Consider the following 22780-nt stretch of genomic DNA (forward strand, 5'->3'; position numbering starts at 1 on the left):
ACCTCGGGTTCGGTCCGTCGACCGGCGTGGTTCGCCGTCCAGGAGCCTCGACGTCGTAGAACCGAGGACCATGCGAACCGTTCCTGCTCCCCAGACACTCCGGGCGATCGCCGAGGAGGCCGCGCGCACCGTCGCGCCCGACCTGCTCGCCGTGTTTCGCGCCCCGATGACGATCAGCACGAAGCGCGACGCGCACGACGTGGTGACCCTGCACGACCGCGCGGCGGAAGAGGCGATCACGGCGGTGCTCACCGCAGCCGTGCCCGGCTCCGTCGTCCTCGGCGAGGAAACCGGCACCACCGGCAGTACCGGCACCACCGGGGACACCGACGGCACCGGGGACACCGGCAGCACCGATGACCCCGTGGTGCGGTGGATCGTGGACCCGATCGACGGCACCGCGAACTTCGCCCGCGGACTCGCGTACTGGTGCATCTCGATCGCGGCCGAGGTCGACGGCGAGGTCGTTGCCGGGGTGGTTTTCGACCCGGTCGCGGACCACGTGTTCGCGGCGGACGACGACGGCGCCTGGCTCGACGGCGCCCCGATGCACTCGTCGTCGGGGCCGGATGACGCAGCGACGGTCCTGACGAGCTTCCCGGTGCAGCAGGACCTCGACCTGCTCGGCGAGGCCGCGGCGTTCGACCTGCTCCGGGACCTGACGCTCCGGTACCGCCACCACCACAGCCTCGGCAGCGGTGCCCTCAACCTGGTGCACGTCGCCGCCGGGTGGTCGGACGTGACGATGGGCTTCGCCACGCACCCGTGGGACGTCGCCGCCGGAGCGCTGGTGCTCGAGCGCGCCGGCGGGTGGTTCCGGGGCTTCCGTGGGGGCGACGTCGTCGACCGTGCACACCTGGCGGACGACTACGTCGCCGCCGGCGCCGGAGGATCGCACGCCGAGCTGGTGCGCCGGGTGCAGGAGCTGTCGGCCACGACCGCCGCCGACTGAGCCGCCGACCGGGCCGCCAGTCGGCCCGCCGGCCCGACCGCCGGCCGCGGACCGACCCGGCGCGGGCGTCGCGAGCGGTCAGCCGAGCGGGTGCCCGGCGACCGCCCGCGCGGTGGACCCACGCGGCAGCAGGCGTGTCGGGAGCACCTCGTGCCGGTCGCCGCGGCGACCCCGGAGCCGCTCGACCACGAGCTCGACCGCCCGCGCGCCCATCCGGACGCGCGGCTGGTCGACACTCGTCAGGTCGAGCCGTTCGCCGAGACCGGTGCCGTCGAACCCGGTCACCGCCGCCATCCGGGGGAGCGCGAGCCCCGCGCCGTCGGCGATCGCCACGAGCCGCGCCGCGGTCGCGTCGTTCGTCGCGACGAACGCCGTGACCCCGTCACCGAGGTGCCGCGCGATCCGTGCCGGGTCCGCCGCCAGGGCCTCGACGTCGTCGACGCGGTGCTCGCCCGGTGCGCCGAGCTGCCCGGTGACCGCGGCGTGCGCGACGGCACGACGGGTCGTCGACGGGTGGCCGGACTCCGCCACGAAGCACGTGCGTCGGTGCCCGAGGGCGGCGAGGTGGAGCACCAGTGCCCGCACGCCCGACTCCTCGTCGGCACGCACGGTGTCGAGTCCGAGACCGGCGAGCGCCGACCCGCTCGATCCGAGGACCGCGACCGGCAGGTCGCGCGCGACCGCCGCGAGCCGCGCCGGGGCGAGCCGACTGCTCAGGACCGCGACCCCGAGCACACCGTCGGCCGATCCGCGGGAGGTGTGCAGGGCCTCCAGGCCGTCGGCCAACCGGGCAGGGTCACGGAACCCGTCCACGACCCGGAGCGCGAACCCGAGGGTCTGCGCGGTCGCGCGTGCGCTCCGGAGTGCTTCGTCGTGGAACGGGTTCGCGGCTTCGGTGACGACCACCCCGAGGACGAGCGGCGCGCCCTGCGCGCGTCGCCGGGCGAGCGAACCGACCGGGAGGCCCAGCTCGTCCGCCGTCCGCACCGCGAGTTCCCGACGTGGCCGGGACACACCGTCGTCGCCCCGCAGGGCGAGTGACACGAGCGATCGCGAGATGGCACACCGCTCGGCGACGTCGCGGAGGGTCGCGGCCACGGTCAGGCGAGCTTCCAGGTGTGGACGTGCTCCCAGGTCATCGTCTGCCACCAGCGACCGGACCAGTCCGGGCTCGCGGTGCGGTAGAGCACGACGGTGTCGCCGCGGAACCCGGTCGGGACGTCGACGTCGAGCTCGCGGATGAACGCGCCGACCTCGTCGTGCAGGTCCGGTCGGCCGTACAGGTCGTGCGAGGCGAGCGAGAGGTGCGCGCGGTACTGCTCCGGGTCGTAGTCGTTCGCCAGCGGGACCTGCATCGGCTGCCGGAACGGGGCGACCACGGCCTCGATGTCGGCGGCGAGCCGGACGAAGTCGTCGTTGTGCGAGCCGTCCGGTCGGGTCGCGACGTCGTAGACGAACCCGATGCCCTGTTCTCGGATGCCGGCGTTGTGCACGTCGAACCCCGGTCGGCCGTCGAGCAGCGCCGAGACGGCCGCGACGACCTGGTCCTCGTGGCTGCCGAACGGCTGGCTGCCGACGAGCGTGGCGTGCGGCGGGAAGGCGCCGGCCGACAGCAGGCCGTACTGCGCGCGGAGCTGGTCGGTGACGACCGTGACGGCTCGGCAGGTGCGGGCGTCCGGGCGCAGGTAGATGCCGTGGCGGTACGGGTCGCTCGGGTCGCGCGGCAGCTTGGCGGTGACGTTCTGGGGCATGGGTCCGTCCGTGGTCGGGGATGGGGAACGTTCCCGATAATCGGGAACGTTCCCCATGATCGACCGGACGGGTCCGGATCTCACCCGTCGGTCCGTGACGGGACGGTGAACGATGGATGTCGGCGGGGCCGTGTCGGTCGTGCTCGTCGCTCCGCTCCGCTCGGCGCTCAGACCCGGGCGGCGGTCCGGCCCGGTACCAGGGTGCCGTCGACCGCGTTGTGGGTCACGCCCGTCGACCGGCCGTCGATCTGGTCGACCACGTCGTCGACGGACAGGCGGCCGATCAGGCCGAGTGGCTGTCGCCACGAGGTGATGCCGAGCAGCTCGGTGGCGAGTGGGGCGACCCCGTCGTAGCCCGTGACCGACAGGTCGTCCGGCGCACGGAGGCCGCGACGGCGCATCGACTCGAGCACACCGACGGCCCAGCGGTCGCTCGGTGCCATGATCGCGGTGACGCCGCCGGCCCGCAGGACCTGCTCGACGAACGAGTCGAGGTCCTCGGGGTCCGCTCCGTGGTCCTCGGAGCGGATCCGGAGCACCTCGGCGCCGCGCGCACGGAGTCGGCGCACCATCGCGTCGGTGCGTGCCGACTGCGTCAGCGACCCGGCCGGTGTGACCGTCAGCACGGCGACGCGGCGGTGTCCGAGATCGGCGACGTGGTCGGCGAGCCCGCGTCCGCCGCGGCGCTCGTCGCAGTACGCGCTGCTCACCGCATCGTTCGTCTCGGGGCGCCCGGAGACCACGGTCGGGATGCGCCGGGCGAACGGCAGGACGTCGGCGATCGGCAGGGCGCCGCTGCAGACGATGAGCCCCTCGACGCGCAGGGAGACCAGGGTCTCGAGCGCTCGGCGTTCCTCGCTGACCGGGAACGACCCCGCACCGGTGGCGGTGACGACGCGGTACCCGCGCGCCGCGGCCTGCAGCTGGAACGCGGTCAGCAGGTGCCCGTAGAAGGGGGTGGAGGCATCGCGGACGAACACCCCGAGCGTGTGCGTGCGGTGTGCCGACATGCCGCGGGCGTTCGCGTTCGCCACGTAGCCGAGGTCGATGGCGGCGCGCTTGACCCGCTCGGTCGTCGACGGAGCCACGCCGTACGCACCGGCGAGGGCTCGGGAGACGACCGACTTCGACACACCGGCCAGGGCGGCGACGTCGTGGATGGTCGGGACGGCGGGGTGTCCGGTCACCGCGGGCGCCGTTGTCTGGAGGACTGCACGAGTGTCACGGTAGCCGGAGGGACGCTCGGACCGGGCGACGGTGGCGGTGAACAGTTGGTCACGCCGACCGCCGGCGCGGCGCGCGGGCGGTCGGCGGCGGTGCCGAACTAGCGCTTCGTCGCCGGGTGCCGCACCGTCAGGCGGTATCCCTTGGTCGTGGTGCCGTCCTGGGCCGTCACGGTGATGTGCGCGGTCCGCCCGGAGACGTGCACGCTCGTGACCGCGTTCGGGTTCGTGGTGTGCACGTGGACGTCCGCAGCGCGCAGCGTCCGGACCGGGGCCGTGACCGTCGCGCCGTGCGACGAGGCAGCGGCGGGCAGGTGGACGCGCACGCCCGCGACCGTGATGGAGGACGCGGTGGGGTCGTTCGACACGAGGAAGCGCTCGCGCAGGGCGGCGGCCTCGTGCTTCGTCACGCCGATCGTGTCGCTCAGGTACGAGTCCATGCCGCCGTACTCGGTCGCGATGTCCTGCTCGAAGGTGCCCTGCAGCAGCTGCGGTGCGGCCCAGGTCACCCCGAGCTGCGTGTTCGAGAGCAGGTAGTCGTGCAGGATGTCCGCGCTGTCGACGCCGAGCACCCGGTCGAGCAGGTCCACGACGGTGCCGGTGCGGTCCATGCCGTGGGAGCAGTGGATCAGGACCGTGCCGCTGGTGTGCGTGGCGAGGATCCGGAGCACCCGGCGGTACGCGGTGATCATCGACCCGGGTGTCGCCTGGTCGACCCGGCCCTTGTCGACCAGGTCGTGGTACATCGCGGTGTCATCGCTGTAGTCGCCGTCCGCGCCGAACATCGAGATGTCGACGTGTCGTGCACCCGGGATCGCGACGTCCGGCTTCGCGGCGATCTGGGACGGCGTGCGCAGGTCGACGACGAGGTCGACGTGGTACTCGTCGGCCAGGGTCGTGGCCCCGGCCGCGGTGATCTTGTCGAGTGACTCGGAGCGGATCAGCCGCGGGGCGTTCACGGTCTGACCGGACCGGCCGTGGACTGCGGCGAGCTCACGGCCGTTGACCAGCCCGGGGACGTCGGTGATCGGGTGGTCGGCGGCGGTGAACGCCGGCTGCAGGGTGTCGTCGGCGTGGGCGGCGGTGACGGAGAACGCGGCGGAGGCGACGACGGCCAGGCCGGCGAGGGCGGTCGCGGCGACGCGGGTGGTGCGCGGGGAGTGGAGGCGTGGGGAGCGGGTGAGTGGGGAGTGGCGGCGCGGGGACACGGGGCAACCTCGATCTGATCAGGACCCTGGGGTCGTGGGGAGCCGGACGTGGTGACGTCCGGCTCCCCGCAGGATCGCGGCGAGGGTCGTCGGCGGTGTGGCGGCGAGGTGGCCGGGGTGTGTCCGGGTCATGAGGCAGCGCTCAGTCGCCCACCCGGCGGCCCGCGCCTCAGGACGCCGGGGCCAGCCGGTACCGGAACAGCTCGGTCAGCACCTGCTGGACGGGCGTGTAGAGCAGCACCGTCGAGCCTGTCGTGCTCGTCGTCGTGCTGCCCGAGATGATCCCGTACAGCCGGTTCGTGGTGCTGATCACCGGTCCGCCGGCGTCGCCCGGCTCGATGCCGGCGCCGACACCGGCCTCGGCGCGCGCGGCGGCGAGGTGCTGCGCGCCGGGACGGCTTGCTGCCGGCACACGTGTGGAGGTCCAGGAACACAGCAGCCCGCTCGACGCCCCGCTGGTGCAGAAGGGAGCGGCATCCGGTTGGCCGATGCCGGTCACGGCGGGACGTGCCAGGACCCCGCCGACCCGGTTGAACACGCGACCCGATGCCCGAGGCGTCCAGGTCGCGACGGACGGGTCGCACGACCCGGTCGCCGCCCGGGCCCGGGTGCACGCCAGGGGCGGGACGACCGCGAGTTCGAGGTCCGACTCCGCGGACTGCCAGACCACGCTGCCGACGGTCGCACCGTCGAGCTGCACGGGTGCCTGCAGCGGCGCGCAGTGCCTCGCGAGCACGACCCACCGGGTCGCCCGCTGGTACTGCGTGAACTGGCTGCGGAACCCCTTCGCGGCCAGCACGGCACCGACCGTGCAGGTGCCGCCGGGGACCCCGACCTCGGTGCCGGCGATGATCGGCGCTGCGACCCGGTCGGGGTCGCTCGTGGTGGCCGAGGCGGAAGGAGCCCAGGTGAGGGTGGCCCCGACGACGGCCGCCAGGGACACGGCGACGGCCAGGGCGCGGACGAGCGCCGGGTGCGCGTGGCTGGTCACGGGTCAGCCGAGCGTGCGGGTGCCGTTGACGCGTCCGATCACCGACAGGGTGTCCGGGTCGGCGAGCCGGGCGTGCCAGTGCAGCGTCGTCGTCCCGCGCGGCAGGTCCGGGAACGTCGCGGTGAAGCGGTAGTGGCCGCTGGCGCTGACGAAGTCGTCCCCCGACGTGACCTCGGCGATGTGCTTGTCGAACAGGCCGCGGGGCTTGCCCGGAGCGTCGTAGTAGACGATGACCAGGGTGTCGGGCTTGCCGGTCCCGGCGAAGGTGATGCCGGTGAAGCTCTTCCGGTCGGGTCCGCCGTAGGTCTTGGCGGTGAACGCCACGGCCGCAGGCTGGGCCGAGGTGTGCGCGGTGTGCGTCGTGTGGGAGATCGTGGCGGCTCCGGCCTGCGCGGGGACCAGGACGCCTGCGGCGAGCGCACCGCCGAGGGTGACGCAGGTCGCGAGCACGGTCAGTCGGCGGACCGACGGGGTGCGGTGGGTGGACGGGGTGGAACGCATGGGACTCCTCGGTTCGTGGCGGTGCGGCCGGGCGGCTCGGTGTGCGTGAACGCTAACAACGCGTCAGACGATCGTCTAGCGAAATAGTGAACCTGAGGAGATCAGAGGCATCGCCCCCGGTGTGACCACTGCCCATGCCTGGTCAGACGTTCGTATGATGAACCAAGGTCCGACCGAGGAGTGCGATGAACCAGCGGCAGCAGGCGAAGACCAAGACCCGCGAGCAGATCATCGAGGCCGCGGCGTCCGAGTTCGCGAGCCACGGCTACGCGGGGACCTCGTTCGCGCGGGTGGCCGCCGCGATGGACCGGCCGAAGTCGGCGATCGGCTACCACGTGTTCTCGTCCAAGCACGAGCTCGCCTTCGCGGTCATCGAGCGGCAGCAGGAGCGTTGGGCGGCGATCGACTCGCGGATCACGCAGCCCGCGGGGCTCGAGCACCTGCTCGTCATGCTGACGTCCGCCTGTTCGGACGCGATGCGGTGTTCGGTGGCGGCAGGGGCCATCCGGCTGAGTCACGAACTCCGTGGTGCGGGGGAGGTGATCCCGCGGGTCTTCACCTGGGATGACTACGTCCGTCGCCACCTGTCGGCTTCGAGTGGAGGTGTCGGCCCGGACACCGATCCCGAGTGGGCACGTGCGGCGGACCTGGTGCTGACGTCCACCTTCGGGGTGATGTGGGCCCGGACGAGCGTGCGGCTGACGCGGGACACCGAGGGGCAGCTCCGTGACCTGTGGGCGGCGCTGTTCACCGGGCTCGGACTGCCCGGCGTGCATGCGCTGCTCGAGCGGGTGGAGCCCGTGCGGGTGGGTGGGGACCCGGGCCTGGCCGAGAACTGACCCCGGCGGGCCCGGCATGTCTGCCGTCCCGCCGGGGCCTCCGGTCTACTTCTTCTGCTCGGTCCCGTCCGGGTTCACGACGTACCAGACGCCCTTGTCGCCCTGACCCGTCACGTCGCCGGCCTTCTTGTCCCCGACGAAGGTGTAGATCGGCCGACCGTCGATGGTGATCTGCCGTCCGCCGTCGACGCCCTTGATGGTGCCGACCCTGCCGGTGATGCCGGACGCCTTCGGCGTCGTCGTGGTCGCTTCGATCGCGGGCCACGCGGTCGCGCATCCACCGGTGCAGGTGCTCGTGCCGGAGTCCTTGACGTCGGCGTCGAAGTAGTAGGCGGTCATGCCCTTGCCGTCGACGACGACCTTGCCGAGCGACGTCGCGGCGACGGTCACGTCGACCGAGGGTGACGAGCCGGTCGTCGCGGGTGCGTCGCCCTGCGCGGCGGGGGACGGGGAGGGCGAGGGTGTCGCGGACCCGGCCGTGGAACAGCCTGCGAGGCCGAGGGCCAGGAGCAGCGCGGCCCCGAGTGCGATGGACACGGGTCGGGATGACGGGGTGCGGTGGGGTGTCGACACGGGGGCTCCTCGTGGTCAGGTCTCGCCGCTGACTGCTGGCCAGACGTTCGTCTAGCGAACGTAACCGCAGGATGGTGCGGCGGCCAGCACCCTGCGCACCCTCTCATCGAGCGGGGCCACGGAGCAGGGCGTCAGCGTTCCGTCTGCTCGACGAGGTGGACGCCCTCGACGCGGCCGATGACGGCCAGTGACGCGGGGTCGATCAGCAGGGCGCTCCACGACGCTCGGTCGGCGTCGCGGGGCAGCTCGGGCAACGCCGCGGTGAAGGCGAACCGGCCGGTCGGGCCGACGGCGCTGCTGCCCGGCTCGACCTCCGCGACGTGGACGGTCGCGACCTGGCTCTCCGGGGCGGCGTAGTGGACGACCACGACGGCGCCGGGCCTCCCCGAGCCGGCGAACCGGACGTGCACCACACGGTCCGTGCCGACCGTCCGTGGAGACCTGATCGCGAACCGGTGCGTGCTGTTCGCTGCGGGCGGCGCGCCGAGTGCGGTGCCGAGCGCGCCGGATGCCCCCACCCCGAGCGCCTCGGGTCCCGGCGCGGCCGGCGCGGGCAGCGCGAGGGCGACCGCGAGCGCCGCGACCCCGACGGCGAGGGCGATCGGTGCCGCCCGGACCCGATCGGTGCTCCGCGACATGGTCGACCCTCTCGTGGACGGTGTGCGGCGGGTGCCGCCACCGCACACGCTACCGGTTCGCCAGACGATCGTCTGCGCTGGCCGACGTGCCGACGCGGACATCAGCTCGTGGTGAGCGGTACTGTTCCCCTTCGTGAGTGTTCGTCGCCGTGCTTCCCGTGTCGTCTCCATCGGGGTGGTCGCAGCCCTGGCAGCGTCGTTGACCGGGTGCGGCGAGGGAGCCGGCGTCGACAGCGACTACGCGAAGATCTGCCGCGACAACGCGACCGAGAAGCGTCTGCCGGACGACGACTGCAACAACCACGGCGGGCACGCCGGCTGGTACTTCCTGCCGCTCTTCGCCAACCGTGCCACGAGGGTCCCCGGCGTGGGGGACGCGGTTTCCGGCGGCACGAGCGCCCTGCCCGCCGGGAAGACCGCGAAGGCCGGCGTCTCGTCCCGTGGGAGCTCCGTCACCAAGGGCGGCTTCGGCGGAGCCGGCGGACACGGTGGGTTCGGCGGCTGATGGAGCGCATCGAGTTCCCCGAGCGTCCGGACTGGCGGCGCCGGATCCAGCAGACCGGGTTGATCTACTCGCGGTCGGTCCGCGACGACGGCACGCCCGTCGAGTACTGGAACGACACCGCCGCGTACGTCTTCACGCTGCCGGAGGTCGAGGCGCTCGAGCGACAGACCGAGGAACTGCACCGGATGTGCCTCGAAGCCGCGCGGTACCTCGCCACCGGTGCCCTCGGCACGCTGGGCCTGACGCGAGCAGGGTTCGACCTCGCCGCCTGGTCGCTCGAGCACGATGAGCCCGACCTGTACGCGCGGTTCGACCTGGCCTACGCCGGAGACGGTTCACCCGCCAAGATGCTCGAGTACAACGGGGACACCCCGACCGGGTTGATCGAGGCATCGGTCACGCAGTGGCACTGGATGCAGGACCGGCTCGCCACCGGCGAACTCTCCGCCGAGACCGACCAGTGGAACGGCATCCACGAGGCGATGGTGGCGCGCTGGCGGACACTGCTGCACGAGTCCCTGCGCGCCGAGGACGGTGGGCGACTGTTCGTGGCGCACTCCGACCTCGACACAGCGGGCGAGGACTGGGACACCGTGGCCTACATGCGCGACCTGGCGGGGGAGGCCGGGTGGGAGCACACCGGCATCGAGATGAAGGACATCGGCTGGCACGCGACGGCCCGCCAGTTCGTCGGCGACCAGGAGCCGGCCGGTTCGTCGCGGAGCGTGTTCACGCTGCCCGGGGACGAGCCGGGGACCCAGTACCCGGTGATCCGCAACCTCTTCAAGCTGTACCCGTGGGAGGACCTCGTCTCCGGAGACGACCGGGCGCAGGGCGACGAGGAGTTCGGCGCCTTCCTGGTCAGCGACCGCGGGCGGCTCGGCCGCTGGTACGAGCCGGCGTGGAAGATGTTCCTGTCGAACAAGCTGCTGCTCGTCGCGCTCTGGCGCTTGTTCCCGGGCCACCCGAACCTGCTGCCGGCCTTCGCGGACGGTCCGAACGGCATGCGCGACTTCGTCGTGAAGCCCGTGTTCGGGCGCGAGGGCGACGGCATCGCGGTGCACCGAGCCGACGGTTCGGTCACGACGAACGGTCGCGAGTACCGGCGCCCCGGTACCGGGGCCGAACGGGTGTGGCAGCAGTACCACGAGCTCCCGGACTTCCCGGGGTCGAACGGGCACAACCACCCGGTGCTCGGGTCGTGGGTCGTGGGCGGCGAGTCTTTCGGGGTCGGCATCCGCGAGTCCGACGGGCCGATCACGGACTACTGGTGCCGGTTCGCCCCGAACCTCATCGCGGCCTGACGTCGGTCAGTTGACGATCTCGCCGCGTTCCTCGGGCGGGAGCGCGACGAGCCGTTCCCGCCACCGGCGCAACGCCTCCGGGGTGAGCCGTGTCCACCCGGTCTCCTCGCCGACCACGCGGAGCGGGAGGGCACTGCGGTACGACCGGGTCGGGTTGCCGGGGAACTTCTTGTCGGTCACGTTCGGGTCGTCCTCGAAGGGACCGGTCGGCTCGACACGGTACACGCGCGGCTCACGGTCGCCGGGCACGAGCTCGGCCGCGAGTTCGGCCGCGAGCCCGGCTCCGTCGTGGGTCGCCGTGAAGTACACGTGGTTCATCACGACGTCGGGGCGGTAGTTCGAGCGGAAACCGGGGGAGAGGAACTCCCCGGGTCGCAGGGCCGCCACGGTGCCGTGCCAGAACGGACCGGTCTCGTCTGCTGCTGCCATGGCGTCAGCCTACGAACGACTCAGCGCCCGTGTCCGACCAGTGCGCGCCACCGCGGCTGTTCCGAGACGACGACGGCGACGCACAGGACGGTGACGACGATCGCGACCGCCGTCGGCCACAGGAACCAGGCCGCAGCGACCGCCCCCACGAGGTGCGCGAGGACCGACGCGATCGTGACCGCTCCCGGTGCCGCGACCGGCGGGTCACCGCCGGGTCGGTCACCAGGGGTCCCGAGCACCGCCGGCGGCACGACGAGGACCAGGACGGCGGCGATCGCGAGCACCGGCGAGTGGGGCCACAGTGCCCAGGGGACGCCCACCCACGCGACGAGCTCCGCCAGGAACCGCAGGCCGCCACGGAGCGGGTCGTGCCCGACGGGCCTCGACGGGCGCGCCGCCGTGGATGCGGTCACCGTGTCGTCGCGGCACGGAAGCCACGATCCAGGAAGTCGACCATCCACGCGGCACTCGCATCGACGTCCGTGTCCATCTGGAACCCACCGGACGCCTCGATCGTGGCGAACCCGTGCAGGACGCTGCGGAGCACCCGGAGCGCGTGGATCTCGTCGTCCGGGTCGAGCGGGTAGTCGCGGAGCGCCGCGGCGAAGGACGCCAGGGTGCGGCCGAGAGCGACCGCCAGGGGGTCATCAGCACCGGTCGGCCGGACGCTGACGGCTGCCTGGTACCGCGCCGGGTGCTCCTGGACGCTCCGGCGCACGGTCTGCACCGCCGCCTCGAGCGCACTCCGACCGCTGCGCCCCTGCATGGCGTCGCGGAGCGCGTCACCGAGCTCGTTCGCGCCGAGGATCGCGATCCTGCGGGTGAGGTCGCCGAGTCCGTCGACGTGCTTGTACAGCGACGGTGCCTTCACCCCGAGGCGATCGGCGACGACGCTCATGCTCAGCTGGGCGAGGCCGATCTCGTCGGCCAGCGTCGCCGCGGCCTCGGTGACGGTCGCCGGGTCGAGCCCCGCCCTAGGCAACGGGACCTGCGACGGGCAGCGTGCGGGCGAGGAACGGCAGCAGCAGGGCGAGGAGCGCCGCCGGCGTCTCGGTGTGGGGGTAGTGACCGGCGCCGTCGATCACGGCGAGTTCGCCGAGGCCGTCCGGCAGGTCGGCGAGGATCCGCTCGCCCTCGGCGCGGGGCTCGGCCCAGTCCGGATCGGCACTGCCCTCGACGACCAGCACGGGGCACCGGACGGCACCCAGCTGCTCGCCGGCGTCGGCGGGCGACGTGCGGGTCATGGCGCGGAGGACCGCCATCCGTTCCGGCAGCCGCAGGGTCGTCTCGATCCGGCTGCGTTCCGTCGCCCAGTCGGCGGGCTTGGTGGGCACCGCGATGTCGAGGTACGCGAGCCAGCCGGGCAGGCTGCCGCTCGTCATGACCCGCGCGAGCTGGACGGTGCCGGCGCGGTGCCGGCGGTTGCGCAGCAGTCCGCCCAGGTCGACGGACTGCTTGCGCGTGAACGGCGCCAGTTCGACGATGCCCGCGACCAGGTCCGGGGCGGTCGCCGCGGCGATCGTCGCCGCACCGCCGCTGATGGACTGCCCGACGACCACGGCCGGGCCGCCGAGGTGGCGGGCCACGGCGACGAGGTCGCGTGCGATGTCGGCGCGCTCGTAGCCGGCCCACCCGGTACTCGAGTCGCCGCAGCCGCGGAGGTCGACGTTCGCCACCCGGTAGCCGGCCGCGACGAGCTCCGGCACGACGAAACGGTAGGCGTGTCGGCTGTCGCCCATGCCGTGGGCGAGGACCACGAGCGGGCCTGTTCCGGAGAGGTCGTAGGCGATCGTGCCGCCCTCGGTGTCGAGGTGTTCGAGCATGTCGTGGCTCCTTTGGCTACGGGTAGTAACTGAAAGGCTAATACCCGTAGCCGGGGTTAGCAAGGGGCAGGTGTCACGCATCCAGGTCGAGCGTCGTCGACAGCTCGGGGAACGCCTGCGCCTGCTCGACGAGCTGCTGTCCCTTCTGCACGATCCCCGCCACGCTGTCCGTGCCGGCGGCGAACCGCAGCGGCGGCTCGGGCATCGCGATCAGCGTCAGCAGCACCTGCGCGAGCTTCGCGGGGTCGCCGGACTGGTTGCCCCGCATGCCGCGGAAGAACTCCTTCGACCCGGCCGAGAGCGGAGCGTAGTCGTCGATCGCGACGTCACCCCAGAAGGTCGAGTCGCCCTCGGCCAGCAGGTCGGTGCGGAAGAAGCCGGGCTCGACCACGGTGGTGTGGATGCCGAAGGGTGCCACCTCGTCGTGCAGGGCCTCCATCCAGCCCTCGAGCGCGAACTTCGACGCCGAGTAGGCGCTCCCACCGGCGCCGGCGACGATGCCCGCGGTGGAGCTGATGCTGATGACGTGCCCGGAGCGCTGCCGTCGCATGACCGGGAGCACGGCGCGCGTCACGGCGAGCGCTCCGAAGAAGTTCGTCTCCATCTGCGCACGGAACTGCACGGCCGAGATCTCCTCGAAGTACCCGGCCTGGAAGCTCCCGGCGTTGTTCACCAGGACGTCGACGCCGCCGAACCGGTCGGTCGCGGCGTCGACGGCGGCCCGGACCGATTCCGGGTCGGTCACGTCGAGCGCGACGGCGAGCAGGTGCTCGTGGTCGCCGAGGACGGCGCGGACCCGCTCTGGGTCGCGTCCGGTCGCCACGACCCGGTGCCCGGCGTCGAGGGCAGCCCGGGCGAAGTCGGTGCCCATCCCGCGGCTCGTGCCGGTGATGAGGAAGGTGCTGGTTCCGGTCATGGTGTTCCCTTCGTTCGTGGACACCACCATCGAAGCCCCACCACCACCCGCCCAGTGAGGCTCCGGCGAAACGGGGTCCTGCAGAACCTCCCTGTCTGCGGGACGATGCCCCTACCGTCGGTCCGTGACCACGACGACCTCCGACCTCCCCACGACCGACCGGGCGACCGACGGCCGACTGCCCTGGTTCCCGCTCGCCCTGCTCGCCGCGATCGGGTTCCTCCTGGTCGCCATGGAGACGATGCCGGCCGGGCTGTTGCCCGCGATCGCCGACGGGATGGGCACGACCGAGGGCACGGTCGGCCTGTTCGTCAGCGCGTACGCCATGGGCACGGTCATCGCCACGGTCCCGGCGATCGCCCTGACCCGCGGGTTCCGCCGCAAGCCGCTCATCGTGGCCGCCATCGCCGTGCTGCTCGTCGCGAACACCCTGACCGCGTTCGCGCCGAACGTCGCGGTCGCGCTGGTCACCCGGTTCGTCGCCGGCGCGATGTCGGGGACGATCTGGGGCATGTTCGCCACCTACGCCCGGCGGATCAGCCCGGCCCGCTCCGCCGGGGTGTCGCTCGCGATCGTCTCGACCGGCGCGCCGGTGGGGTTCGCGCTGGGCACCCCGCTCGGGTCCTTCATCGGCGACGCCCTGGGCTGGCGGTCGTCGTTCATCGGGCTGAGCCTGGTCGGCGTGGTGGTCCTGGCGCTGATCGCGCTGTTCGTGCCGGATGCCCCGGGGCAGACGAGCGCCGCGAAGCTGTCCGTCGTGAAGGTGTTCCGGATCCGCGGCATCGCGGTCATCCTCGCCGTGATCGCGACGTGGATGGTGGCGCACAACACGATCTACACGTACATCTCGCCGTACCTGCGGGCGACCGGCACCGACCTGAGCGCCGGGCTGGTGCTGCTCGTCTACGGGATCGCCGCGATCCTCGGCGTCGTCGTGACCGGCGCCCTGCTCGACCGCCACCCCGACCCCTGCTGCACGGCAGCGTCGGCCTGTTCGTCCTGGCCGGCGTGGTGCTGCTCGTCGGCCACACGTCACCGGTCGCGGTCCTGGTGGCCTCGGGCCTGTGGGGGATCGGCTTCGGCGGTTCGTCGACGCAGCTGCAGGCCGCCCTGACGACCGCCGGCGGCGAGGACTCCGACGTCGCGAGCGCGTTCCTGCCGGTCGCGTTCAACATCGCGATCTTCGCGGCCGGCCTGTTCGGCGCCGCCCTGCTGTCGGCCTTCGACGGGCTGGTGCTCGCCGTCGTGATGATCGTGTTCGGGGCGGTCGCGGCGCTCCTCACCGTCATCGGTCGCGGATCGGCGTTCCCCGCGAAGCTCTGACGCGACCGCGGCCGGACCGCGACCGCGAAAGCCACCGCGACCGCGACCGCCGGCTGCGATCATGTCCGGGTGCACCACGACGAAGTCCACCCCCGCCCGGACGTCACGACCGTCGAGATCATCGGCGGCCCGGAACCGGTCACCGTGCCCCTGCACCCCGCCGACAGCGGGTGGGCTGCGGTCTTCGCGGACCACCGGCGACACATCCTGGAGGCCCTCCCCGGCTCCGGCACGGACGCTCCGGTCGTCGAGCACATCGGCTCCACGGCCGTCCCCGGCCTGGCCGCGAAACCGATCGTCGACATCGTGGTCGCCGTCCCGGACGTCACCGCCGAGGCCACCTACCTCGACCAGCTCCTCGCGATCGGGTACGAGCTCCGTGTCCGCGAGCCCGGCCACCGCCTGGTCCGGACGCCGGCCCGTGACGTCCACGTGCACGTCTACGAGCGGGGCGCGGCGGCGGTCGACGAGTACCTGCTCCTCCGAGACCACCTGCGCGCCGACGCCGGTGACCGGGCGCTGTACGAACGGACGAAGCGGGAGCTGCTCGAGCGGAGCTGGGACGACATGAACGCCTACGCCGACGCGAAGACTGCCGTGATCACCGCGATCAAGGAGCGGGCGCGACGGAGCCGCGCGTCCTGAGACGCGCGGCTCCGTCGGCCGAGTCTCAGTTCCGCGGGACGACGTCCCAGTGCTCGCGGATCAGGTTGCCGTCGACCCGGAACAGGTCGGCCGCGCCGAACGGTGCGTCGGCCTTCGCCCCGACCGGCTTCGAGAACGTCCACACCAGGTCGCCGTCGGCAAGCGAGATGACGGACTCCTGCTTCGGCAGGCTCTGCGCGGCGCTGCCGGCGAAGAACTGCTTGAGCGCGGCCGTGCCGTTCGCCGCGACCGAGTTGTGCTGCAGGTACGCCGGGTCGAACTCCTCGTCCAGCACGGACACGTCGTGGTCGCGGAACAGTCGGTCGTACGCGGTCACGGCGAGCACCCGGTTGTGCTCCTCCTGCTGTTCGGTCAGGTGACGGTCACGCTTCGCGGCCGGGTACAGGTCGCTGAACATGCTGTTCGTGTTGCCGCTGGCCGGGGTCCCCGTCGGCACCGTCTGGCGGAGTGCCCACCACTCGCTGATGCGTCCGTCGCGCATGCGGAACAGGTCGACGGCGGCGTCACCGGTGCGTTCGTCCGTCGGCTTCGCGGTGATCTGCCAGTGCACCGCGACCAGGTCCGCGTCCCCGGCGACGTGCTTGATCACGGCGTGGGCGCCGGGTACCCGGGAGCGGTCCGCGGTGAACTCGGCGAGCAACGCGGACGGACCCGAGGCGCTCGTCGCACCGTGGGCGACGGCACCGGTCGCGACGGCGGTCCGGGCAGCCGCACGGGCCTGCGCGGACCCGGGGGACCGGAACGCGCACCGGAACAGGTGCCGGACCGTGGCCTCGTTGCGCTGCTCGGCACGACGGTCGAGCCGAGACACCGCCGTGCCGCCCGAGGTGGTCCGCGCAGCAGGGGCCACCCTGTGGCGTGCGGCGGTCGCGGTGGTGTCGGAGGTGGAGGTGTGGAGGGGTGCCGCCACGGCCGGACCGGCCACGAGCGACACGGCGATGGCGACCGGAGCTGCCACCGCACACGCCTTGGCGATGATGGGGAGAAGTGATGTCGTCTGCACGGCAGAACGATGGAACCGGACCCTGGAAGCCGACGCGCGCCGTGGAGCCGCCACGCGCTGCGACCGTGACCGGCTTCTCAGTCGCGGTGCGCGCCTCCAGGGTGGCCTGTGCACGCGCTGCCAGGGTGACCCGCTCCCGCTGGTGATCGACGGCCCGGACCTGTGCGACGGCTCACGCGCACTGTCAGCCGATCCCTACGCTCCGGGCTCGTCGATGGCCAGACGGAGCTCGGCGAGTACGGGCAGCGCGGCGCGCAGCGCGTCGACCCCGTCCGGGCCCAGGCGTTCGAGCGCGCCGACCAGGACGTGCTCGGCCGAGGCGTCGTAGACCCGGAGCCGCTCGGACGCGAGCTCGGTCAGGGCGATCTCGGTGCTGCGGCCGTCGCCGGTGGCGAGCCGCCGGTGGACGAGCCCGCCGCGTTCCATCGCGGTCACGAGGTTGCTGACCGTGGAGCGGGCGAGGCCGAGGGACCGGCCGAGCGCCGTCGGCGTGAGCCATCCGGCCTCGTCGAGTCGTCGCAGGACCTCGATCTGGGCATCGGGCAGCTCCGGCAGCGCACCGTCACGGCGTGATGCGTTCAGCAGGGTGCGGCGGAACGGGCCGACCTGGTCGCTGAGTCGCCGGGCGATGTCCCGGAGTCCTGCGGTGTCGTGCTCGCTGCCCATGTCCTCAGCTTAGGTTCTCGAAAAAGGTTTGCAACAAAACTATGTTTGGCGCAGGATGAGAGCATGACGATCACCACCTCAGTCGCACAGCCCGTCCCGTCGCAGGACCTCTCCGGCATCGTCGGACACCGGTTCATCTACACGTACGCCAATGGCTGGCAGTACGAGATGTACGTCAAGAACGCCACCACCATCGACTACCGCATCCACTCCGGCATGGTCGGCGGGCGCTGGGTTAAGGACCAGCAGGTCGACCTCGTTGTGCTCACCGCCGGCGTCTACAAGGTGTCGTGGAACGAGCCGACCGGCACGAGCGTCGTCGTGACCGTGGTGCCGGGGGAGCGCGTGCTGCACGGCACGATCTTCTTCCCGCACTGGGTCGAGGAGGACGGCAGCAAGACCGTGCTGTTCCAGAACGACCACCTGGACCGGATGCGCGAGTACCGCGACGCCGGCCCCACCTACCCGATCTACGTCGTCCCCGAGTTCGCCCACATCACCCTGTTCGAGTTCGTCGGCCAGGACGACGAGACCGTCGTCGACACTGCGCCCGCCGACCTGCCGGCCGGGTTCGCCGACCGGAGCAACTGAGCATGACCGCGGAACGTCCGCTGGAGCGTGCCCTGACGAGCATCCGGCTCGAGCACCGGGGCGGGGCGCTCCGGGGGTGGGAGTACCGCCCGGCGTCGGCGTCGGCATCGGCGCCCGCGGCTGCCGGCGGCGCGGTGCTGTTCGTGCACGGGTTCGGTGACTCGTCGATCGGCCCGCGCCAGCTCTTCGTGCAGGCCGCGACCGTCCTGACCGACACCGGTCTGACGGTCCGCTCCTACGACCGTCTCGGGCACGGCACGAGCGACGGACGGTTCGCGGACATCTCGATCGGCGACGAGGTCGAGCAGGTCGTCACGATGATCCGGGCGTTCTCGGCCGACCAGGGGGCACCGATCGACGTCGTCGCCCACAGCCTGGGCGCCGTCGAGTCGGCGATGGCGGCGGCCCGGGTCCCCGACCTGGTGCGGAGCCTGACCCTGTGGTCACCGGCCGGGGTCGTGGTCGACGACATCGCCGTGCACGACGCCATCCAGGGGCAGCCGCTCGCACCCGTCCGTGACCGCGGCTGGTTCGACTTCGGTGGGACCGCCCTCGGGCGCGGGTTCGTCGACGAGGTCCGGGACGGACTCGACGTCTACGCCCAGGCCCGCGGGTACGACGGGCCGGTCGACGTGCTGCACGGCACCGCCGACGAGATCGTCCCGGTCGAGTACGGCCGGCGCTACGGCGAACTGCTCAGCGGGGCGACGTTCACCGCGGTCGAGGGTGCGGACCACGTCTGGTCGTCGGTCCCGTGGCGCGAGCAGCTCGTCGACCGCCTGCTCGACCGCGTCAGGGAGCGGTCCGGGCGATGAGGTCCTGCACCCGCGCGCGAACGTCGTCGCGGATCGGCCGGACGGCGTCGAGGTCGAGCCCCGCGGGGTCGGTCAGCTCCCAGTCCTCGTAGTGTTTGCCCGGGAACACCGGGCAGGCGTCCCCGCACCCCATGGTGATGACGACGTCGGCAGCGCGGACGGCATCGGTGCTGAGCAGGGCCGGCTGCTCGCTCCGGATGTCGATGCCCTCCTCGAGCATCGCCGCGACGACCACGGGGTTGAGCTGCTCGGCCGGTTCGGAGCCGGCGCTCCGGACGTCGACGCGGCCAGCGGCCAGGTGCTGCAGGAAGCCGGCGGCCATCTGGGAACGACCGGCGTTGTGGACGCAGACGAACAGGACGGTGGGCATGCGGGGTGCTCCGATCAGAGGACGACGGCGCCGAGCAGGCCGGCTCCGAGGACGACCGCCCACGGGGGAGCGGACCAGCGGGTGAGGGCGATGAAGGCAGCCACGGCGAGCGCCAGTGCGGGTGCCGAGCGGACCCCCTCGGTGATGACCGGGTCCCAGAGCGCCGCGGCGAGGAGCCCGACGACGCCCGCGTTCACACCGGCCAGCACGCGCCGAGCCCACGGCAGGGCGCGGAGCACGTGCCAGAACGGCAGTGCGCCGACGACCAGGAGTGCCGCCGGCAGGAAGATCGCGACGAGTGCCACCGCGGCGCCGACGAGCCCGCTCGGACTCCCGTCGGCGACGGCGCCGAGGTAGGCGGCGAAGGTGAACAGCGGCCCGGGCACCGCCTGTGCGGCGCCGTACCCGGCCAGGAAGTCCGCGTGGTCGACCAGGTGGGTGGCCACGGTCTGCGACTCGAGCAACGGCAGGACGACGTGGCCGCCGCCGAAGACGAGCGAGCCCGCCTGCGCGAAGACCCCGAACAGGCGCACGGCCCCGGTGCCGCTCGCAGCGACGGGTGCCGCGACGAGCAGGGCGGCGAACGCGACGAGCGCCGACACGGCGACCCAGCGGGGGAGCCGCACGGCGACCTCGGTGCCTGCGACCTCCTCGACCGGTTCGACCGGTCCGACCACCCGACCGAGCCACAGCACGCCGACCACGCCGCACGCGGCCATGACCGCGACCTGCGGCCCCGGGCCGGGGACGAGCAGCACCACGATCGCGGCGGCGGCCGCGATGGTCGCCCGACGGCGGTCCGGTGTGAGTGTGCGCGCCATGCCGAGCACCGCCTGCGCCACCACCGCGGCAGCGGCCGCCTGCAGCCCGAGCAGCCACCCGGCGCCGGCCAGGTCGGGCGTGCCGGACACGAGCAGGGCGAACGCGACGAGCAGCACCGCGGACGGCAGGGTGAAGCCGCACCACGCGGCGAGGAGTCCGAGCAGTCCGGCGCGCTGCAGCCCGAGTGCCATCCCGACCTGGCTCGACGCCGGTCCGGGCAGGAACTGGCACAGTGCGACGAGGTCGGCGTAGGCGTCGTCCCGCAGCCAGCGGCGACGCACCACGAAGGCCTCGCGGAAGTACCCGAGGTGTGCGACCGGCCCGCCGAACGAGGTCAGCCCGAGCCGCAGGAACACCAGGAACACCGATCCCGCGGACGACCGCAGGGGCTCGGGGTTCGTCGTCACCCGCTCATCTTGACGACGGCAGATGGTTCAGTCAACATTGAACCGATGAACACTCGGCGGCAGGACCTCGAGCAGCGTGCGGCGCAGCACGCGGCCCTCGGCGACGTCGCCCGCCTGGCGATCGTCGACCTGCTCGCCGCGTCCGACGCCAGCCCGAGCGAGGTGCGGGCCGCCCTCGGGATCTCCGGGCCGCTCCTGGCGCACCACCTGCGCGTCCTCGAGCAGGCCGCTCTGGTCACGCGACGCCGTTCCGACGGCGACGGGCGACGCAGCTACCTGCACCTCGAGCCGAGCGGTGTCCCGCACGGTTCGGCAGCGGTGCCCGGCCCGGTGTCCCGCGTGCTGTTCGTCTGCACCGGCAACTCCGCGCGCTCCCCGCTGGCCGCGGGCGTCTGGGCGCAGGTCAGCGAGATCGGCTCGCTGTCGGGCGGGACGCGTCCCGCGGCCGCCATCGCCCCCGGGGCGGTCGCCGTCGGGGAACGCCACGGCCTGGACCTCGGCCGCCACGTCCCGCGTGCCTTCCGCGACCTCGTCGCCGACGGCGACCTGGTCGTCACGGTCTGCGACCGTGCGCACGAGTCGATCGACGACGGCGACAGCCTGCACTGGTCGCTGCCGAACCCCTCGCGCGTCGGTACGCCGGACGCGTACGAGGCCACCTTCGCGGACCTCCGGTCCCGCGCCACCGCGCTCGCTGCGCGCCTCGCCGCCTGACGCGGCCCCACGAACGGAACGTCCCGATGAGATCCCCCCTCCTCATCGGGGCGTTCTCCTTGCTCGACCGCCTGCGGACTGGAGGCACGGGGCGGGCCCGCACCGTGCCTCCCGTCCGTCGCGTGGTGCGCCCAGGGCGGCGCGCGCTCGCGGGGGAGCCGTCACTCAGGGCCGGCAGCTGCCGGCGACCAGCCGGAGGACCTGATCGGTGTGCCGTTCCGGCGTCGCCAGCCGTGCGTGCTCGATCGCGGCGGCGGTGTGCGGCCGCAGCAGCGTCCGGTCCGAGGCCAGCTCGATGATCGTCGTGGCGAGCCCGAACGCGGTCTCGTCGTCGGTCAGGACGGCGGCGGAGCCGAACTCGCTCGCCAGGCGGATGTCGGACACGATGACCGGACGGTGGTCCCGGAACGCCTCGAGTGCGGTCATCGGCTGGCCGTCGTGCTCGAGCGAGCAGACCACCGCCGCGTGCCCGCAGAGCAGCAGGTCGTGTACAGCCTGCGACGACAGGCGGCCGTGGACACGGACCGACACCGGCGTGCGGGTCGGGGGGACGGTCCCGCCGGCGACGTCGACCCGCACCGCGTGTGCCCCGAGTCGGATCTCCACCAGCCGGATCGCGTTGAGGAGGACGTCGAGGCGCTTGTCCGGCGTGAACCGCGACGCCCAGACGAGCCGGAGCGGGCCGAGTTCCGGCGCCGGCGGCGGTTCGACCGGCCGGCGGCCGAGGGCGTTGGGCACGACGTGGACCGGGCCGACGCCGGCCTCGCGCAGCGCACGTGCCTGTCGTGTCGTCGGGGTGACGACGACGTCGGCCGCCCCGCAGACGGCCACGGCCATGTTGCGGCGCGCGTCGTCCATGGGGTGCCCGGTGAAGCGGTGCCGTGTGGGCCGGATGCCGGTCACCACACGGTGCGCGTGCCGTGCGAGGGGCGCCATCGCCGCCGCGGTCCGGCCCCGGACCGGCGCCGAACCGTGCACGGTGTGGATCGTCGGCAGCTCGAGGGAGCGCGCCGTGGTCAGCGCCGCCGCGGCGAGGCCGAAGTCCGAGTGGGTGACGACGAGGTCGATCCGTTCCTCGAGCATCAGCGTGCCGAGGCACCGGCGGACACTGACCGAGTTGCGGACCACCGGCAGGTCGCTCTCCGGGGCGCTGATCGACGGTTCGACCTCGAACAGGCGGACGCCGTGCCTCCGCAGCTCCGCGGTCTCGCTCGACCGCGGCGTCGCCACCCAGACGACGTGACCGGACTCGGCGAAGGCCTTCGCCTGCTCGACCAGCGCGGCGCGCTCACCACGCATCGCCGACAGGGGGAAGTCGCTCACGAGCAGGACGGTCGCCTTCGCCGCTGCCACGTCAGCGGCCGGTCTCGAGCACGGTGGTCTTGCGGGGGCTGCGCATGCGGTCTCTCACGGTTCGGGAGCGGGACGGGTGCTGGGAACCGTAGGCGTTCAGAAGACGATCGTCTAGTGAACCGCCTTGCTGCTGAGCGGGCCTTCACGACTCCCCGGGCGGACGCCCAGCCCGGGCGAAGGCGGCGGACGGACGAGACTGTCCGGTTCCGGCGGATTCCGTACACGTCTGAGCCGTGGTCGTCGTACAGTCTCGGGAAGCTACCCCGCCGGACCCTACCGGCGGGTGCCCGACACCCTGTTCCCGGGCTGGCCTCGTCATGACCACCGCGTCGAACCCGACGGCGTCGTAGCGCGAGGACGTCTGCTCCTGACCCGAACTCGTGGCAGACGTCCTCGC

General features: G+C 72.8%; 28 protein-coding genes. 10 read left to right on the forward strand and 18 right to left on the reverse strand.

Annotated elements, in window-relative coordinates; genetic code table 11:
• Positions 1-70 precede the first annotated feature (70 nt).
• Positions 71-952: an inositol monophosphatase family protein gene (locus ORG17_RS07575; protein WP_214527793.1), complete on the forward strand. Its 882-nt coding sequence runs from the start codon at positions 71-73 to the stop codon at positions 950-952.
• A gap of 78 nt (positions 953-1030) precedes the next feature.
• Here ORG17_RS07575 and ORG17_RS07580 read toward each other — a convergent pair whose 3' ends face one another.
• The 6 genes from ORG17_RS07580 to ORG17_RS07605 all read right to left on the reverse strand — a co-directional run bounded on the left by ORG17_RS07580 (position 1031) and on the right by ORG17_RS07605 (position 6626).
• Positions 1031-2050, reverse strand: coding sequence for a LacI family DNA-binding transcriptional regulator (locus ORG17_RS07580; RefSeq protein ID WP_214527792.1), 1020 nt, complete (start codon positions 2048-2050; stop codon positions 1031-1033).
• A 2-nt stretch (positions 2051-2052) separates the two neighbouring features.
• Positions 2053-2703, reverse strand: coding sequence for a 2'-5' RNA ligase family protein (locus ORG17_RS07585; protein ID WP_214527791.1), 651 nt, complete (start codon positions 2701-2703; stop codon positions 2053-2055).
• A 167-nt stretch (positions 2704-2870) separates the two neighbouring features.
• On the reverse strand, positions 2871-3890 hold the full coding sequence (locus ORG17_RS07590) for a LacI family DNA-binding transcriptional regulator (RefSeq protein WP_214527790.1): 1020 nt from the start codon (positions 3888-3890) through the stop codon (positions 2871-2873).
• 137 nt (positions 3891-4027) lie between these two features.
• Complete coding sequence (locus ORG17_RS07595; RefSeq protein ID WP_214527789.1) at positions 4028-5134, reverse strand: tyrosine-protein phosphatase; 1107 nt, start codon at positions 5132-5134, stop codon at positions 4028-4030.
• 169 nt (positions 5135-5303) lie between these two features.
• Positions 5304-6125: a trypsin-like serine protease gene (locus tag ORG17_RS18325; protein WP_214527788.1), complete on the reverse strand. Its 822-nt coding sequence runs from the start codon at positions 6123-6125 to the stop codon at positions 5304-5306.
• A gap of 3 nt (positions 6126-6128) precedes the next feature.
• Positions 6129-6626: a hypothetical protein gene (locus ORG17_RS07605; protein ID WP_214527787.1), complete on the reverse strand. Its 498-nt coding sequence runs from the start codon at positions 6624-6626 to the stop codon at positions 6129-6131.
• Positions 6627-6811: 185 nt separating this feature from the next.
• On the opposite strand from ORG17_RS07605, the gene ORG17_RS07610 reads away from it, so the two are divergent.
• Positions 6812-7465, forward strand: a complete 654-nt coding sequence (locus ORG17_RS07610; RefSeq protein WP_214527786.1) for a TetR family transcriptional regulator — start codon at positions 6812-6814, stop codon at positions 7463-7465.
• Between the two features lie 45 nt (positions 7466-7510).
• On the opposite strand, the gene ORG17_RS07615 is transcribed toward ORG17_RS07610, so the two are convergent.
• Both ORG17_RS07615 and ORG17_RS07620 read right to left on the reverse strand, forming a co-directional pair.
• Positions 7511-8038: a COG4315 family predicted lipoprotein gene (locus ORG17_RS07615; RefSeq protein ID WP_214527785.1), complete on the reverse strand. Its 528-nt coding sequence runs from the start codon at positions 8036-8038 to the stop codon at positions 7511-7513.
• Positions 8039-8169: 131 nt separating this feature from the next.
• Entirely contained in the window at positions 8170-8676 is a 507-nt protein-coding gene (locus ORG17_RS07620) for a hypothetical protein (protein ID WP_214527784.1), read from the reverse strand.
• Positions 8677-8809: 133 nt separating this feature from the next.
• On the opposite strand from ORG17_RS07620, the gene ORG17_RS07625 reads away from it, so the two are divergent.
• Positions 8810-9181, forward strand: coding sequence for a tRNA-dihydrouridine synthase (locus ORG17_RS07625; RefSeq protein ID WP_152377983.1), 372 nt, complete (start codon positions 8810-8812; stop codon positions 9179-9181).
• Positions 9181-10485 (forward strand): glutathionylspermidine synthase family protein, encoded by a 1305-nt coding sequence (locus ORG17_RS07630; RefSeq protein ID WP_071244428.1) that lies wholly within the window; start codon positions 9181-9183, stop codon positions 10483-10485. The genes ORG17_RS07625 and ORG17_RS07630 overlap by 1 nt, the downstream gene beginning before the upstream one ends.
• Positions 10486-10491: 6 nt before the next feature.
• On the opposite strand, the gene arr is transcribed toward ORG17_RS07630, so the two are convergent.
• The 5 genes from arr to ORG17_RS07655 form a co-directional block, all read right to left on the reverse strand.
• Positions 10492-10914 (reverse strand): NAD(+)--rifampin ADP-ribosyltransferase, encoded by a 423-nt coding sequence (arr, locus tag ORG17_RS07635; protein ID WP_214527783.1) that lies wholly within the window; start codon positions 10912-10914, stop codon positions 10492-10494.
• Positions 10915-10934: 20 nt separating this feature from the next.
• A complete protein-coding gene (locus tag ORG17_RS07640) occupies positions 10935-11327 on the reverse strand; it encodes a hypothetical protein (protein ID WP_214527782.1) in 393 nt (130 codons plus the stop codon).
• Positions 11324-11896 carry a TetR/AcrR family transcriptional regulator gene (locus ORG17_RS07645; RefSeq protein WP_214527781.1) on the reverse strand — a complete coding sequence of 191 codons (573 nt, stop codon included), beginning with the start codon at positions 11894-11896 and terminating at the stop codon, positions 11324-11326. Before ORG17_RS07645 ends, ORG17_RS07640 begins: the two co-directional genes overlap by 4 nt.
• Entirely contained in the window at positions 11889-12737 is an 849-nt protein-coding gene (locus ORG17_RS07650) for an alpha/beta fold hydrolase (protein WP_214527780.1), read from the reverse strand. The genes ORG17_RS07645 and ORG17_RS07650 overlap by 8 nt, the downstream gene beginning before the upstream one ends.
• Before the next feature lie 73 nt (positions 12738-12810).
• Positions 12811-13653 (reverse strand): SDR family NAD(P)-dependent oxidoreductase, encoded by an 843-nt coding sequence (locus ORG17_RS07655; protein WP_250892544.1) that lies wholly within the window; start codon positions 13651-13653, stop codon positions 12811-12813.
• A 124-nt stretch (positions 13654-13777) separates the two neighbouring features.
• Between ORG17_RS07655 and ORG17_RS07660 the strand changes: the two genes are divergently transcribed.
• The 3 genes from ORG17_RS07660 to ORG17_RS07670 all read left to right on the forward strand — a co-directional run bounded on the left by ORG17_RS07660 (position 13778) and on the right by ORG17_RS07670 (position 15621).
• Complete coding sequence (locus ORG17_RS07660) at positions 13778-14767, forward strand: MFS transporter (RefSeq protein ID WP_301565236.1); 990 nt, start codon at positions 13778-13780, stop codon at positions 14765-14767.
• Positions 14704-14976, forward strand: coding sequence for a hypothetical protein (locus tag ORG17_RS07665; RefSeq protein ID WP_250892543.1), 273 nt, complete (start codon positions 14704-14706; stop codon positions 14974-14976). Before ORG17_RS07660 ends, ORG17_RS07665 begins: the two co-directional genes overlap by 64 nt.
• A gap of 69 nt (positions 14977-15045) precedes the next feature.
• A complete protein-coding gene (locus ORG17_RS07670) occupies positions 15046-15621 on the forward strand; it encodes a GrpB family protein (RefSeq protein WP_214527778.1) in 576 nt (191 codons plus the stop codon).
• Between the two features lie 25 nt (positions 15622-15646).
• Here ORG17_RS07670 and ORG17_RS07675 read toward each other — a convergent pair whose 3' ends face one another.
• Both ORG17_RS07675 and ORG17_RS07680 read right to left on the reverse strand, forming a co-directional pair.
• Positions 15647-16600 (reverse strand): nuclear transport factor 2 family protein, encoded by a 954-nt coding sequence (locus ORG17_RS07675; RefSeq protein ID WP_214527777.1) that lies wholly within the window; start codon positions 16598-16600, stop codon positions 15647-15649.
• Positions 16601-16840: 240 nt separating this feature from the next.
• Entirely contained in the window at positions 16841-17311 is a 471-nt protein-coding gene (locus ORG17_RS07680; RefSeq protein WP_017885670.1) for a MarR family winged helix-turn-helix transcriptional regulator, read from the reverse strand.
• Between the two features lie 63 nt (positions 17312-17374).
• Here ORG17_RS07680 and ORG17_RS07685 point away from each other — a divergent pair, with 63 nt between their 5' ends.
• On the forward strand, positions 17375-17902 hold the full coding sequence (locus tag ORG17_RS07685; protein WP_017885669.1) for a phenolic acid decarboxylase: 528 nt from the start codon (positions 17375-17377) through the stop codon (positions 17900-17902).
• 2 nt (positions 17903-17904) lie between these two features.
• Positions 17905-18717, forward strand: coding sequence for an alpha/beta hydrolase (locus ORG17_RS07690; protein ID WP_214527776.1), 813 nt, complete (start codon positions 17905-17907; stop codon positions 18715-18717).
• Here ORG17_RS07690 and ORG17_RS07695 read toward each other — a convergent pair.
• Both ORG17_RS07695 and chrA read right to left on the reverse strand, forming a co-directional pair.
• The gene (locus ORG17_RS07695) at positions 18695-19087 is read right to left on the reverse strand and encodes an arsenate reductase ArsC (protein WP_214527775.1); all 393 of its coding nucleotides are present in this window, start codon (positions 19085-19087) and stop codon (positions 18695-18697) included. The genes ORG17_RS07690 and ORG17_RS07695 overlap by 23 nt on opposite strands.
• A gap of 14 nt (positions 19088-19101) precedes the next feature.
• Positions 19102-20316, reverse strand: coding sequence for a chromate efflux transporter (gene chrA / locus ORG17_RS07700; RefSeq protein ID WP_214527774.1), 1215 nt, complete (start codon positions 20314-20316; stop codon positions 19102-19104).
• Positions 20317-20361: 45 nt separating this feature from the next.
• On the opposite strand from chrA, the gene ORG17_RS07705 reads away from it, so the two are divergent.
• On the forward strand, positions 20362-21030 hold the full coding sequence (locus ORG17_RS07705; RefSeq protein WP_214527773.1) for an arsenate reductase/protein-tyrosine-phosphatase family protein: 669 nt from the start codon (positions 20362-20364) through the stop codon (positions 21028-21030).
• 165 nt (positions 21031-21195) lie between these two features.
• On the opposite strand, the gene ORG17_RS07710 is transcribed toward ORG17_RS07705, so the two are convergent.
• Positions 21196-22353, reverse strand: coding sequence for a glycosyltransferase family 4 protein (locus tag ORG17_RS07710; RefSeq protein WP_214527772.1), 1158 nt, complete (start codon positions 22351-22353; stop codon positions 21196-21198).
• Positions 22354-22780 lie beyond the last annotated feature (427 nt).

Origin of the sequence: Curtobacterium flaccumfaciens pv. betae, assembly GCF_026241855.1 — a bacterium.
Classification (GTDB): domain Bacteria; phylum Actinomycetota; class Actinomycetes; order Actinomycetales; family Microbacteriaceae; genus Curtobacterium; species Curtobacterium flaccumfaciens.